Genomic DNA, 13,509 nt, shown 5'->3' with positions numbered 1-13,509 from the left:
GAGAAAGGTCGTTGGATTTGTCAGTTTACGCTGCTGGACGCGCGATAACGCTACGGGTTTCCATGCGAACTTCGGCGATAGTTACGTCAATCACATCAGTGACTTTGTAAACCACTTCACCTTTGATTTGTACGGTACCACTTTCCTGGCTGCAGACCAGTTCGTCACGCACGGCGTGCAGGAAGGGGGCAGGAATAAAGGCAACAGCGCCATTATCAACCAAACGTACGCGCATGCCGCCGCGGCTGACGTCGATGATCTCGGCCGCAAAGCGGGTGTCGGTTCCGGCTTTATCACTCAGGAAACGGGCGTATAGCCAGTCACCCACATCACGCTCAGCCATCCGGTTCAGGCGACGACGTTCTGCCATCTGCACGGTGGTATCATCCTGAGGTCGGGCGACGGTTTCGCCTTTGATGACGGCCTTAAGCAGACGGTGGTTGATCATATCGCCATACTTACGGATTGGGGAAGTCCAGGTGGCATATGCCTCCAGACCCAACCCAAAGTGTGGACCTGGCTCAATACTAATTTCAGCGTAAGACTGGAAGCGACGAATTCGGCTGTCGAGGAAACCGGATGGCTGTGCATCCAGTTCGCGGCGCAGTTTGCAGAAACCTTCCAGTGTCAGTACTTCTTCGGCATCGACGTGCATACCGTGGGTTTTCAGCAGCGCGGCCAGAGCGTCGGCGTTGGCCGGGTCGAATCCCATATGGACGTTATAAATACCGAAGCCCAGCTTGTCGCGAAGCACACGGGCGGCGCAAATATTTGCCGCAATCATGGATTCTTCCACGATACGGTTTGCGATGCGGCGTGGCTCAGCGACGATGTCCAGTACTTCACCTTTTTCACCGAGAACGAAACGGTAATCCGGGCGATCTTTAAAGACCAGCGCGTGGTTATGACGCCACTCTCCTCGGCTCAGGCAAATACGATGCAGCAGACGGATTTGTTCCGCAATCGCGTCGTTTTCTGGTTGCCACTCGCCTGTACCTTCCAGCCAGTCGGAAACATTGTCATAGGCCAGCTTCGCTTTAGATTCGATGGTTGCGGCGAAGAAGGTGATGTTGTCTTCAATCGTGCCATCGGCAGTAATGCTCATACGACAAGCTAAAACCGGGCGCACTTCGTTCGCGCGCAGAGAGCAGAGATCGTCAGACAATTCACGTGGTAACATCGGGATATTGAACCCCGGTAAATAATTGGTGAACGCGCGAATTTTTGCCGTTTTATCCAGCTTGCTGCCTTCTGCAATCCAGGCTGTTGGGTCGGCAATGGCGACGGTTAATTGTAGTGTGCCGTCAGCTTGTTCTTCAGCATACAGCGCATCGTCCATATCTTCGGTGCTGGCGCTGTCGATGGTGACGAAATTGAGGGCGGTTAAATCTTCACGAACCAGGCCTTCGTCCAGCATTTCGGTTGCTACACCGTCTGGGGCTTCTTTTTCCAGATTATGGCGTGCCAGTGTGACCCACCACGGGACAAAGTGGTCATCAGCAAAAGTGATAAATTGGGTTAACTCGGCGTAGAAGGTGCGATCGCCTTTCAGCGGATGGCGGCGCATTTCTGCAACAGCCCAGTCGCCTTCTTTAAATTCATGTTCAACGCCGCGGGCTGCACGACAAGGAATAGCATCTTTCAGTAACGGATGATCCGGCACAATGGACAGACGGTCATTTTTGCCCTGAACTTTACCCACGAAGCGCGTCAGGAAGGGTTCGATCAGTTCTTCCGGCTCAGCAGACTCACGATCTTTTTCTGTATGGATAACCGCAACAATACGGTCGCCATGCATCACTTTTTTCATCTGCGGCGGTGGAATGAAATAGCTTTTTTGTGCATCGACTTCCAGGAAGCCAAAGCCTTTTTCCGTGGCTTTTACCACCCCTTCAGCACGTGGCGTCTGGGAATGTAGTTGCTGTTTAAGCTGCGCTAGCAGCGGGTTGTCCTGAAGCATAATTGTCTATTTTCGTGGCTAAAAGAGCGGCTGACAGTTTTACGCGATTCTGCCAGTGGCAGCAAGCGCTCTTTCAGTAAGTGGATCGGTTAATCAGTGTCGCCCAGCGCGATTTTCAAGCGATTCAACCATCCGCACAATCCACTCCAGGCTAGCAGGTTAATGGCCTGCTCTGAAGAGATTCCCTGATCGAACAAAGGCGTTAACAGTGCGGTGCTAAAGCGGTCGGGCGCCCGGGTCAGCCATTGTACCGCCTGTAGGGTAACGCGCTCAACCGGATGTCGTTGTTCCCAACGTTGTAATTCACGTTCATCCTGGCGAAGAACGGTAATGGCCTCGGTTAATTCATGAGCTGAATACGCATGTTCATTAAAACAGGCCACGCTGCCATTAATCCGTGAAGTCATCAGCGTCGCCAATGAAAATGCCTGTACCGGTATCCCGCTACGTTGCGTGCTGGAAATGAGCGACCCGAGTAAATCCAAAATGACGGGGGAATGTATCAGTAATGGCAGTAACGCTTGCAGTTCCTCGGGATAACGTCTGTCTATCGACTCATCATGATTAAGATGTTTTTCTATCGGGAATGGCGCAGCGTGCCAGGTTGTGTTTGTTGCATTAAATGGCGCAGCGTGAGCGAATTGTTGTATATCGAGACCCGGAATTCGGCGCACCGGATGTCCACACCAGGCCTGAAACAGGGCCACGATACGGGCCTGAAAACCGACGAATCCGATAATTTGATTCATCAGAATGCTATCGCTGGTGGTTAGCCCGACAGCATCCAGATGCTGGCGATCGCGCGCGCCTATCACGGCAGGAGAGCTGGCAAGTTGACGAGCATATTGGGTGATTTGCGCCAGTCGATGGTTACTTTCCCGCGAGGAGTCCGGCCCAGGAAGCGGTGTTAGACGCGCGGCATAGTGATTACATAATCGCTGGACGCCATATACCTGAGCGACGGTTAACGCCGTACTCATCCGTTCATAGGCGCTGAATGTGTGCATCTGACTCAGGTTTACGTGGGTCGGGAAGAGAATCTGTGCAAGTTTACGGGCAGGGATTAACCAGGATTGAAAAGGTAAAAGGGCGTCATCAGATATCGCCAGATCCAGTAAAAAGCAGTCGTCGACATGAGCGGCTTCCGGCACCAGCGGCAGAACATCTTGTGGATACATGCTGGATTGCGTCTCATGATACCAGTGGCTTTTGCCTTCAATTCGGCGTTGTTCCATGGGCGGTCCTTGGTCTAAAAAGTGGCGACCCGGACACGTCGTCATACCACTCGCCGGATCGTTTGCGCTGCAATATCCTGACGTAAGCAGAAGAGGGGATGAAAGATTGTTACGTGATAATAAATATCAGAAAAGCATATATGGGACAGGGTAGAGGGGAATTAAAAACGAGCATCATGGGCGACAGCGGGCCGCCCAGAGAACAGTGGAAGATTATTTCAGTTCTAGTTCATTCATTGCAGCGATGCTGAAACCACCGTCAACGTGTACGACTTCACCAGAGATACCGGCAGAAAGATCGGAACACAGGAATGCCGCAGAGTTGCCCACATCTTCAATGGTAACAGTGCGGCGAATCGGCGTAACAGCTTCGCAATGGGCCAGCATTTTACGGAAATCTTTGATACCGGAAGCGGCGAGGGTGCGGATTGGACCTGCGGAAATTGCGTTTACGCGTACGCCTTCAGGCCCCATTGCGTTAGCCATATAACGGACGTTTGCTTCCAATGAGGCTTTCGCCAGGCCCATCACGTTATAGTTAGGGATTGCACGCTCTGCGCCCAGATAGGACAACGTCAGTAGCGCAGAGCCAGGGTTTAGCATGGAACGACATGCTTTTGCCATCGCAACAAAGCTATAAGCGCTAATGTCATGCGCAATTTTAAATCCTTCGCGGGTAACTGCGTTCACATAATCGCCATCCAGTTGGTCAGCAGGTGCGAAGCCGATGGAGTGTACGAAACCGTCGAATTTCGGCCAGGCTTTGCTCAGTTCAGCAAACATGGTGTCAATGCTGGCATCTTCAGCCACATCACACTGCAAAACAATGTTGGAGCCTAATTGCGCTGCAAATTCTTCCACACGACCTTTCAGCTTGTCGTTCTGGTAGGTGAACGCCAGTTCGGCACCTTCGCGATGCATCGCCTGAGCGATTCCCCATGCGATAGACAATTTACTGGCAAGGCCTGTCACCAGAATGCGCTTACCTGATAAAAAACCCATGGCTTTAATCCTTTTGGCTAACACTTATATTATATCAATCAATGAGTTATGATTGACGCATTAAACACACTCGAAATTGGCCTGAAATTATATCCCACGCTTTTTCCCTGGAGAATGGTTATCCGCCTCACGTGACCTGTCACGTCATTACATGTGAGGAGTATATCATCCCCCTCCGCTTGTGCTTCGTTCAGGCATCTAACGTCGGTGAATCAGAGAAAATACGAGGTTTCAAAGGCATTGAAATGGTATTATTTCATTGCTAGCTGATGTTAATAAACATAGCAAGGCAGGAACTTTCTTAAAACAATAAATGTGACAATATTCAGCTTGTTATGATATATTGTTTTTATCGATCAATATCGAATCATTGATCGATATTATTGATTGATTGTGATTAGAAGTGCATTATCAGGATGTTATGATCAATTGGAGTGGTCTTATGCACTATCATTTCATCGCGGAACCGATGAGAGACACAACAGATAAATTACTGGGTGTGGAGATTAACGCCCGGTTTACTTCAGATACGGTTCACCCGTTGCATCCAGATTTCATCATTTCAGCGTGGGATAGCGAACAAAAGCGTAATTTCATGCTCGAGCAAATTCGATTAATTGCCGAAAAGCGTGACTGGTTTGAGCACAACAGCCTTATTTGCACCCTGAACCTCATTGACGAAATGGCACTGCTGGCGATTGGTGATCCAGCCATCAAGTCGGCCTTACATGCTCTACCATTTATTGCACTGGAACTTTCAGAACGTTTTCTGTCGAATACCATGTGCCTGAATAATCTGCTGATTAATTCACTTCGCGACGGCCCAAACGCATTGTGGTTGGGCGATCTTGGCTCCGGCAGCGTAGGGGCCAGTCCACTGGTTTGCGGTCATTTTGACGTTGTGAAACTGGATCGCGGTTTCTTCCTGGAACAGGTAGAAAAACCGATGTTCCCGGTGCTGATCAAAAATATCAGGGAATATTGCGACCGTGTTGTGGTGAAGGGAGTAGAAACAGTACGACTTATCGACGAGGCCAGTACCGCAGGTGTCTGGGCAATGCAAGGTGGTGCCCTTTACCCGTCAGTCGCGTTTACCGAAGTTGATACGCTGCTATTACCCACATTGTGTCACTGATGGCAGATTGCCCCCCGGTTGAGGAGGGCAGCCGTTTGTTAACGATCTTTTCGCCAGGCATCAGCGGTAAGCGCTTCGCCGAAATGACCTGCAATCAGGCGGCGGGTAAGCTCATGAAGAGGGGACGCCAGAACATCCGCTGTACTGCCGCGTTCTACCACTTCGCCCTGATGCATGACTAATACCTGATCGCTGATGTGCTTCATCATGCCAATATGTTGGGTCACATAGATATACGAAATTCCCTGTTTTTCCTGCAATTCCAGCATCAGATTGATGAGCTGCGAACGCATCGACATGTCCAGAGAGGCCAGGGCTTCGTCGGCGATAATGACTTTGGGGCGTAAAATGAGCGCACGGGCAAGGCCCAGACGCTGTTTTTGCCCTGGGGCCAACATATGTGGGTAATAGCTTACGTGATCGGGTAGCAATCCGACCATGCGCATGGTCTCCACGATCTGTTTACGACGCTGCTCAGGCTCGAGGTCGGTATTCAGACGTAGCGGAAAATCGAGGATCTGCGAGATACGTTGCCGCGGATTAAGCGATGTTGACGGATCCTGGAAAATCATACGGATCCGCTGACTACGAAATGAATAATCGCCATATTTTAACGGATGATCGTCAATCAGCAGCTCACCGCTGGTGGGTTCAATCATACCCGCCAACATTTTTGCCAGCGTAGACTTCCCCGAGCCGTTTTCACCAATGACGGCGAGCGTCTGACGTTCGCGCAGGGTGAAACTCAGGGGCTTAACGGCCTCAACGGTCTGGCGGCGAAATAAACCTGTCCGGTAGCGAAAGGTTTTGCTTAGATTACGAACTTCGAGCAGGGTTTCTACCATCTCACTCTCTCTCCATGTTCAGCGGGAAATGACAGGCGTAGAGATGATTCTTTGCTCCGGTCAGTCTTGGGGTTTCAATACATTCGCGTTGTGCATAAGGGCAGCGTGGTCCCAGACGACAGCCGATGGGTAATTGTTCCAGCAATGGAATAGCTCCTGGCATGGTATTCAGGCGGCTTTTGTGCGGCATTGCGCTACCAAAATCAGGAATAGCGCGAATCAACGCTTGAGTATAAGGATGATGTGGAATGGTGACCAAATCTTTACTTGGCGCGGTTTCCACCGTTTGCCCGCAGTACATCACGTTGATTTTGTCAGCCCACTGGCTGAGCATTTGCAGGTCATGGCTTATCAATAAAATGGTGGTATTGCTGTTTTGATTCAGACGGGTTAGCAGACGGAAAATTTGCGCCTGGGTGGTTGGCTCCATCGCGTTCGTTGGTTCATCGGCAATCAGCAAACGCGGCTGATTCGCTAATGCAATAGCGATCATGACCTTCTGGCATTCGCCATCGGTCAGCTCATATGGGAAGCTGCGCATGGCATCTTTATGGTCTTTTATCCCGACGCGGTGCAAGAGTTCAATCGCACGGCGTTTGCGCCAACCGATGCGCTGCCACCAGCGACCTTTGTAGGTCCATGCCGGAATATTTTGCATCAGTTGACGTCCGATACGCTCGGACGGATCGAGACATGACTGCGGCTCCTGAAAGATCATGGAGACGTTATGACCGACCAGTTTGCGTCGTTCACGCGCGGAAAGGCGTAGCAGATCGATATCATCAAAACGCATACGGTCTGCGGTTACGCGCCAGTTATCTTTAGCGACACCGCAAATGGCCTTAGCGATCAGACTCTTGCCGGATCCAGATTCGCCGACGAGCCCGCGGATTTCACCCTCATTCAATGTCATGCTGACACGATCAACAGCCTTTACCCAGTCGTCACCGGTCCTGAATTCAATGGTTAGGTTGCGGATATCCAGTAATGGCATTACTCCACCCCCGCAATAATTGCGCGGCGCACGCCGTCACCCAGTAGGTTAACCAGCAACACGCTTATCATAATTGCCGCGCCTGGTAGCATCACCGTCCAAGGTGCGACATAAATCAGCTCCAGCGCGTCGCCGAGCATGGCTCCCCATTCCGGGGACGGCAGCTGTGCGCCAAGGTCGAGAAAACCCAGCGCGGCGATATCCAGAATCGCCATCGACAGTGCGCGGGTGATTTCAGTAATAAGGCCAGCGGTGATATTGGGCAGAACGGCGAACCACAGAATATTCAGTGTGGTTGCACCGTCCAGGCGAGCGGCAATGACGTACTCTTTCTCCAGCTCGTCATGCACCATGCTGTAAACGGAGCGCACCATGCGCGGCAGCAGCGCCAGCCAGACGGCAAACATGGCGTGTGTCAGATGCGGCCCGGCAAAGGCCACCACAATAATCGCCAGCAGCAGAGAAGGGATCGACAGTAGGGTGTCCAGAATGTGGTTCAGCACCGCAGAGCGCAATCCGTGCGTCGCACCGGCAACTACGCCCAATACCAGGCCACACAGCGTGGCGGCAAGAGTAACGACAAACGCGCCGCCAACGGTCGGGGCCGCGCCGCTGAGCAGACGACTTAAAACGTCACGTCCCAGATCGTCAGTCCCGAGGAAGAATGAGACTTCGCCATAGCGCGACCATGACGGCGGTAAAAGCTGATAGCCGAGAAATTGCTGATCGATGCCGTAAGGGGCAAACCAACCACCAAAAATACACAGAATAGCCAGTCCCGCACAGCCGTACAGGCCGATCATCGCAGTCGCATCACCATAGAAATTGCGCCATGCGGTGCGCAACGTACCCGGCGGGCGTTTTTCGCTATAGACGCTATCGTAAGGCATACCATTCCTTATGTTTCAGAGGGTTAGCCATAGCACCCAAAATATCAGAGATGACGTTAACGATGATAACCAGTGAACCAATCACCATCACGCCCGCTGAAATCGCCGCGTAATCCTGCTGGCGAATCGCGTTAATCAGCCAACGGCCAAGACCTGGCCAGCTAAAGACCATCTCGGTGATCATCGCCAGCGTCAGCATGGTGGAAAACTGTAAGCCCAGACGCGGGATCACCGGTGGAAGAGCGTTGTGCAGGACGTGACGACGCAGAATCGTTAATCGTGACAAACCGCGTGTGGCCGCCGCTTTGACGTAGTTCTGGTCAAAGACCTCAATGGTGCTGATACGCATCAGGCGGATGACTTCGGTGGTGGGCGCAACGGAGAGCGTCAGCACCGGGAGCACCATATGACGGATAGCGCTGACCAGCATTTCATCGCGCCAGGGCGAGTCGGAGATCCACGCATCAATAATGGCAAAACCGGTAACAGGTTTCACCTCGTAGAGAAGATCAAAACGCCCGGAAACGGGTAACCAGCCGAGGGTCAGTGAGAAGAGCAATGTTAGCAGCAGCGCCAGCCAAAAAACGGGGATAGAAAACCCCATCAGAGCCAATGCGCTGATGCAACGGTCCTGCCATTTGTTCCGCGTGATACCGGCCAGCATACCAACGGGGATCCCAACCATTAGTGCAAAACCAAAGGCAAGAATGCACAGTTCCATTGTGGCCGGGAACACCTCTTTCAGCTGCTCTGAGATCAACTGACCGTTAATACTGGATACGCCGAAATCCCAGTGGATGAGACCATTGAACCAGAATACCCAGGCGTTCCACAGCGATGCACCCTGCAACGGCGCATGAGGCGTGAAGTAGCTCAGGCTGAAGCCAATAAAGGTCAGGAAGAACAGGGTTACCAGTAGCAATAAAAATCGACGCAAGGTGAAGATAATCATGGTTTTTTCACCTCATCTTTCTTTTCCCTGGACACGCCGGCAAAAGAGGCATTACCGAATGGACTGAGCACCAATCCTTTGATGTCGTAGCGATAAGCCTGTAGACGCAGTGAAGAGGCCAACGGCAGAATAGGTAACTCTTGTGCAAGAATATTTTGCGCTTCGTCATAGGCATCTATTCGCGATGAAAGCTGCTGCGAAGAGAGGGCCTTGCGCAGAATGCTGTCAAACTGCGGATTACACCAGTGGGCAAAGTTGGTCTGCGAATTGATGGCGGCACAGCTGAGCAACGGCCGGAAAAAACTGTCAGGATCGTTACTGTCCGTCGCCCAGCCGGATAACGTCAGATCATGGTTCATATCCATTAATCTCGCCTCCTGAAAACGACCTTCTACCGGGATGATCTTCACTTTCACACCCACCTGAGCCATATCTGCCTGAATCAACTCGGCGGTTTTCAGCGGACTGGGGTTCCAGGCCTGAGAGCTGGTAGGGACCCAAAGTTGTAATGTCAGATTCTCCAGCCCCAGCGCTTTTAGCTGCTCGCGCGATTTTGCCGGGTTGTATTCTGTAATTTTAGCTTCGTTATCATAAGCCCACGAGGCGCGAGGCAAAATAGATGCCGCGGTTTCTGCCGTCCCGTAGTAGATAGACTGCATTAAGCGCTGGTTGTTAATGGCCAGCGCCAGCGCATGCCGCACGGCAGGGTTATTCAACGGCGGTTTATTGGTGTTGAACGCCAGATAGGCAATGTTCATCCCCGGGCGCAGCGTCAGACGCAGGCGAGGGTCATCACGCAATATGCTGAGCTGGCTGGCGGCAGGCCAGGCCAGGACGTCGCACTCGCCAGTGAGTAATTTCGATAAGCGTCCGGTTCCACCAGAGCCGAGATCCACTACGACCTGCGGCATCAGGGGGGTACCACGCCAGAATTTTTCATGTCGCTGCAACCGAATATATTGGCCGGCACGATTCTCCGAAAGCTGGTACGGGCCTGTGCCGACGGGTTGTCTGTCGAGCAACTCCTGGCGATCCTGTTTTGCCAGATTAGCGGCATATTCGGCCGACATTACGGAGGCATAGTGTGTGGCAAGGTGCCACATAAAGGAGGCATCCGGTTGCGTTAAGCGGAATTCAACGGTGTTGTTGTCCAGTTTGCGCACGCTTTGGACGTTATCGGCAAACTGCAGGCTGTCGAAGTAGGGGAAACTGCTACCGTTCACATTGTGCCACGGATGGTGGCGATCAAAGATGCGCTCGAAGGTAAACACCACATCGTCCGCATTTAGTTTGCGGGTGGGGGTGAACCAGGCAGTCTTCTGAAACTGAACGTCACGACGCAGATGGAAACGGTAGGTTGCGCCGTTATCCAGCACTTCCCAGCTTTCAGCCAGCTCAGGCACCAGCCGATAGGTGTAGGGATCTACATCAAGCAGTCGGTCATACAATTGGGCCGCTAACGTGTCGACGATGAGACCGCTGCTCGTTTTTTGTGGGTTGAACGTATTGACCTGCCCGCTGACGCAATAGACAAACCCACTGTCACGGATATCAGCGTGCGGAGCTTGCTCAGGCGCAGCAGCAGCCTGACCACTCAGAAATCCAGCCATCACGATCAGAGATGATAAAACCAGGCGCATAATTTTAATGGATTATATAAAGAGGCTATCTTACTAATACTTAATGACATTTGCCATTACCGTTTGTTTTTGGGAGTAACAGGCTCGATAAGCGCGAGTTCAACACCGCGACATGGTCAAAATTCATACCTGCTATCTACTTTGAATCTTCTCTGTTAACTATCTTAGCATTTTCATGGCCCATCTGACTTGCTATAAACGTGGGGCGTTCCTGTCGTTGTTTACTGATTGATATCAGTGTGTACTCGGAAGATGGAGTATGGCATCGATAACGAAGTGTGGAGCGCGCATTTAGAGTGTCACTATCAATGCTGAACTATAATCATTCAGGAAGTAGTACACGTTATGTGAGTTGTAATAGCTAAAGTATCTATAATTATTTCAATATGTTAATTCCATTTTTTCTTCATGGCATCTTAATCTTCTCACCCATTTATGGTGATGATTTCCATTGGTTATTAAATGCATTTTGGCTTTGATCCTGGTTATGAACGGTTTTCTGTTGCCATATAACCTCTAATGGAATGAATTGTATGAATAAATTACTGAGCCTTGTTGTTTCACTTGCCCTATTGCCTGGAGCCGTTTTTGCTGCGTCGACTCCAGACTGTGTGAAGGTGAATAAAGCGCAAATCGAAGCGCTATTTGATAAGTGGAACGAGTCATTGAAAACAGGTAACGCGCAGACGGTATCTGAAAATTATCTTAGCGATGCGGTATTGCTGCCTACTGTATCCAATAAAGCGCGTTTAACGGACGCTGAGCGTGTTGATTATTTCGAGCATTTTCTTGCGAAAAAGCCGACCGGGAAAATTGACATGCGTACCATTCGCCTGGGGTGTAATAAGGCGATAGACACCGGTACCTACACATTTACCTTCGCGGACAAATCAACGGTTTCAGCCCGCTACACATTCACTTATGCATGGGACGGTAAAGAGTGGAAAATTTCCACACACCACTCTTCAGCGATGCCTGAGGGGTAAAAAGCAGTGCAGGGGGCGGAATATTCACCGCTCCCTGAAGACTAGCCAATAATCGCGATGCCAAGACGTTCCATGAGCAACGATGCCTGGTAGTTGTCCAACTTAACGCCTTGTAAATCAACGCCCCGAATATCTAAGTCACCCAACTCCGAATTGGTCAGATCGCAATGTGTGAAGTTTGCTGCTCGCCAGTCGAAAGTCGAAAACTCGCCGCCGGAGAGATCTGAACCACTGAACGTCGCGCCCAGTACCTGGGCACCCATCCAACGGTTTTCCCACAGCTCACACTTTTCCAGCACGACTTTCGAAAAATTGGCGTAGCTTAGATTTGTGTTAGTGATATATGCGCTGCAAAACCAGGTGCGTGTAGTGATCATATTCATAAAGCTTGCGCCGCGGAAATCTGCGCCTTGTGCGCGGCAGTGGCGAATTTCAATGCCCAGCGCACTGGCATTGCGAAAATCCGCCATGGATAAATCACAGCTTTTAAAAATGGCATCTTTCAGCATTGCACGACTAAAATTGCACCCTTTCTGGCTTTCACGATCATAGAACTGACAGCCGATAAATTCAGTGCCACTCAGGTCGGCACCTGAAAAATCACAGTTAAAAAATGTACTATTTTCAATTTTCTCACCGGTGAAGCGGTTTCTGTCAATTTTTTCGCCAACGAGTGCCAGAGCCATATTTGTACCTGTTTTTTTATACAGTAATGGCGTCATGGTAAACCCTGATGAGGTTATGCGTCAAATCCGCCAATATGACATCTGCAAATGTGCTTTAAATCTGGTGCTTTTTCAGCAAAGCGCGAAGCTGATGGTAAGTCAGACCCAGTAATTCAGCGGCTTTTTTCTGGTTAAATTTTGCCTGCTGTAAGCTGGTTTGTAGAAAGTCTTTCTCTTGCTGCTGCTGGAATTCACGCAGATCCAGCGGTAACCCTACAGACATCGGTTTAGTTTCCGGCGCCTGCGGCTGCGTAGTGTGGCGGCGGAAGGGGTCAATGATTATCTCATCCAGCGGGTAATCACTGGTTCCATGCCGGTAAACGGATCGCTCCACGACGTTTTTCAGTTCACGAATATTGCCCGGCCAACGGTAGTGGAGGAGCGTTTCTCTGGCCTCGGCACTAAAACCCGGAAACAGAGGTAACCCGATCTCGCGGCACATCTGAATGGCAAAATGTTCGGCCATTAACATAATGTCACTTTGACGCTCGCGTAACGGTGGGAGTTGCACCACGTCAAAGGCCAGGCGATCCAGCAGGTCCGCGCGGAAAGTGCCTTCGCTAACCATACGAGGTAAGTCGGCATTGGTCGCACAAACAAGTCGTACGTTAACTTGCAACGGCTGGCTGCCACCAACGCGCTCCAGCTCGCCATATTCAATAACCCGCAGTAATTTTTCCTGTACCAACATCGGGGCGGTTGCCAGTTCATCGAGAAACAGCGTACCGCCGTCGGCGCGTTCGAAACGTCCCGGATGGCGTTTTTGCGCGCCGGTAAAGGCACCCGCTTCGTGACCAAACAGTTCGGAATCAAGCAAATTTTCGTTTAGCGCCGCGCAGTTAAGCGAAATAAACGGGCCTTGCCAGCGGGTGGAGAGGTAGTGCAGGCGGTTGGCAATAAGTTCTTTCCCGGTCCCGCGCTCACCTATAACCAGTACAGGTTTATCCAGCGGTGCCAGATGAGAAACCTGCTCCAGCACTTCAATAAAGCTGTTCGCTTCACCCAGAAGATTATCTTTGTATCCAGCCATGATGAAATTCACCATTTGTTAGTGTTATTCACCAATTTACGCTAATTAGCCTGGCAGGTAAAATTATATAATTACAATAAAATCAATTACATAAAAAGTTGGCACGCCAAGTGCA

General features: G+C 50.9%; 12 protein-coding genes. 2 read left to right on the top strand and 10 right to left on the bottom strand.

What is annotated here, in order from left to right; all coding sequences use genetic code 11:
* Positions 1 to 25 precede the first annotated feature (25 nt).
* From OGX94_RS07365 to fabI, 3 genes are all read right to left on the bottom strand, one after another.
* Positions 26 to 1,960, bottom strand: coding sequence for an exoribonuclease II (locus OGX94_RS07365; RefSeq protein WP_057067367.1), 1,935 nt, complete (start codon positions 1,958 to 1,960; stop codon positions 26 to 28).
* Positions 1,961 to 2,049: 89 nt separating this feature from the next.
* A complete protein-coding gene (locus OGX94_RS07360) occupies positions 2,050 to 3,195 on the bottom strand; it encodes a carboxymuconolactone decarboxylase family protein (RefSeq protein WP_126317902.1) in 1,146 nt (381 codons plus the stop codon).
* Positions 3,196 to 3,408: 213 nt separating this feature from the next.
* Entirely contained in the window at positions 3,409 to 4,197 is a 789-nt protein-coding gene (gene fabI, locus OGX94_RS07355) for an enoyl-ACP reductase FabI (protein ID WP_003833299.1), read from the bottom strand.
* Positions 4,198 to 4,639: 442 nt separating this feature from the next.
* Between fabI and OGX94_RS07350 the strand changes: the two genes are divergently transcribed.
* Positions 4,640 to 5,332 carry an EAL domain-containing protein gene (locus tag OGX94_RS07350; protein ID WP_003833297.1) on the top strand — a complete coding sequence of 231 codons (693 nt, stop codon included), beginning with the start codon at positions 4,640 to 4,642 and terminating at the stop codon, positions 5,330 to 5,332.
* 38 nt (positions 5,333 to 5,370) lie between these two features.
* Here OGX94_RS07350 and sapF read toward each other — a convergent pair whose 3' ends face one another.
* Genes sapF through sapA form a run of 5 tightly spaced genes read right to left on the bottom strand, consistent with a single transcriptional unit; the run spans position 5,371 to position 10,653 of the window.
* Positions 5,371 to 6,177 (bottom strand): peptide ABC transporter ATP-binding protein SapF, encoded by an 807-nt coding sequence (gene sapF, locus OGX94_RS07345; protein ID WP_003020558.1) that lies wholly within the window; start codon positions 6,175 to 6,177, stop codon positions 5,371 to 5,373.
* A 1-nt stretch (position 6,178) separates the two neighbouring features.
* Positions 6,179 to 7,171, bottom strand: a complete 993-nt coding sequence (sapD, locus tag OGX94_RS07340; protein ID WP_003020556.1) for a peptide ABC transporter ATP-binding protein SapD — start codon at positions 7,169 to 7,171, stop codon at positions 6,179 to 6,181.
* Positions 7,171 to 8,061: a peptide ABC transporter permease SapC gene (gene sapC, locus OGX94_RS07335; RefSeq protein ID WP_003833291.1), complete on the bottom strand. Its 891-nt coding sequence runs from the start codon at positions 8,059 to 8,061 to the stop codon at positions 7,171 to 7,173. Before sapC ends, sapD begins: the two co-directional genes overlap by 1 nt.
* Positions 8,048 to 9,013 carry a peptide ABC transporter permease SapB gene (gene sapB / locus OGX94_RS07330; RefSeq protein ID WP_003020545.1) on the bottom strand — a complete coding sequence of 322 codons (966 nt, stop codon included), beginning with the start codon at positions 9,011 to 9,013 and terminating at the stop codon, positions 8,048 to 8,050. Before sapB ends, sapC begins: the two co-directional genes overlap by 14 nt.
* Positions 9,010 to 10,653, bottom strand: coding sequence for an ABC transporter substrate-binding protein SapA (gene sapA / locus OGX94_RS07325; protein ID WP_003833288.1), 1,644 nt, complete (start codon positions 10,651 to 10,653; stop codon positions 9,010 to 9,012). Before sapA ends, sapB begins: the two co-directional genes overlap by 4 nt.
* Positions 10,654 to 11,186: 533 nt before the next feature.
* On the opposite strand from sapA, the gene OGX94_RS07320 reads away from it, so the two are divergent.
* Positions 11,187 to 11,639, top strand: coding sequence for an SgcJ/EcaC family oxidoreductase (locus OGX94_RS07320; RefSeq protein WP_003833285.1), 453 nt, complete (start codon positions 11,187 to 11,189; stop codon positions 11,637 to 11,639).
* A gap of 41 nt (positions 11,640 to 11,680) precedes the next feature.
* On the opposite strand, the gene OGX94_RS07315 is transcribed toward OGX94_RS07320, so the two are convergent.
* Positions 11,681 to 12,325: a quinolone resistance pentapeptide repeat protein QnrB9 gene (locus OGX94_RS07315; protein ID WP_004201260.1), complete on the bottom strand. Its 645-nt coding sequence runs from the start codon at positions 12,323 to 12,325 to the stop codon at positions 11,681 to 11,683.
* A 94-nt stretch (positions 12,326 to 12,419) separates the two neighbouring features.
* Positions 12,420 to 13,409 (bottom strand): phage shock protein operon transcriptional activator, encoded by a 990-nt coding sequence (pspF, locus tag OGX94_RS07310; protein WP_161495982.1) that lies wholly within the window; start codon positions 13,407 to 13,409, stop codon positions 12,420 to 12,422.
* Positions 13,410 to 13,509 lie beyond the last annotated feature (100 nt).

This window comes from Citrobacter sp. Cpo037, assembly GCF_030332945.1.
In the GTDB taxonomy this organism is placed as follows: Bacteria; Pseudomonadota; Gammaproteobacteria; order Enterobacterales; family Enterobacteriaceae; genus Citrobacter; species Citrobacter portucalensis.
Note: the sequence above shows the minus strand (reverse complement) of the source record. Positions and strands in the feature narration are given on the sequence as shown.

What these genes read in the sequence shown, in the direction of transcription:
- OGX94_RS07365 (WP_057067367.1), bottom strand. Translation starts at nt 1,960, where the DNA reads ATGCTTCAGGACAACCCGCTGCTAGCGCAGCTTAAACAGCAACTACAT.
- OGX94_RS07360 (WP_126317902.1), bottom strand. Translation starts at nt 3,195, where the DNA reads ATGGAACAACGCCGAATTGAAGGCAAAAGCCACTGGTATCATGAGACG.
- fabI (WP_003833299.1), bottom strand. Translation starts at nt 4,197, where the DNA reads ATGGGTTTTTTATCAGGTAAGCGCATTCTGGTGACAGGCCTTGCCAGT.
- OGX94_RS07350 (WP_003833297.1), top strand. Translation starts at nt 4,640, where the DNA reads ATGCACTATCATTTCATCGCGGAACCGATGAGAGACACAACAGATAAA.
- sapF (WP_003020558.1), bottom strand. Translation starts at nt 6,177, where the DNA reads ATGGTAGAAACCCTGCTCGAAGTTCGTAATCTAAGCAAAACCTTTCGC.
- sapD (WP_003020556.1), bottom strand. Translation starts at nt 7,171, where the DNA reads ATGCCATTACTGGATATCCGCAACCTAACCATTGAATTCAGGACCGGT.
- sapC (WP_003833291.1), bottom strand. Translation starts at nt 8,061, where the DNA reads ATGCCTTACGATAGCGTCTATAGCGAAAAACGCCCGCCGGGTACGTTG.
- sapB (WP_003020545.1), bottom strand. Translation starts at nt 9,013, where the DNA reads ATGATTATCTTCACCTTGCGTCGATTTTTATTGCTACTGGTAACCCTG.
- sapA (WP_003833288.1), bottom strand. Translation starts at nt 10,653, where the DNA reads ATGCGCCTGGTTTTATCATCTCTGATCGTGATGGCTGGATTTCTGAGT.
- OGX94_RS07320 (WP_003833285.1), top strand. Translation starts at nt 11,187, where the DNA reads ATGAATAAATTACTGAGCCTTGTTGTTTCACTTGCCCTATTGCCTGGA.
- OGX94_RS07315 (WP_004201260.1), bottom strand. Translation starts at nt 12,325, where the DNA reads ATGGCTCTGGCACTCGTTGGCGAAAAAATTGACAGAAACCGCTTCACC.
- pspF (WP_161495982.1), bottom strand. Translation starts at nt 13,409, where the DNA reads ATGGTGAATTTCATCATGGCTGGATACAAAGATAATCTTCTGGGTGAA.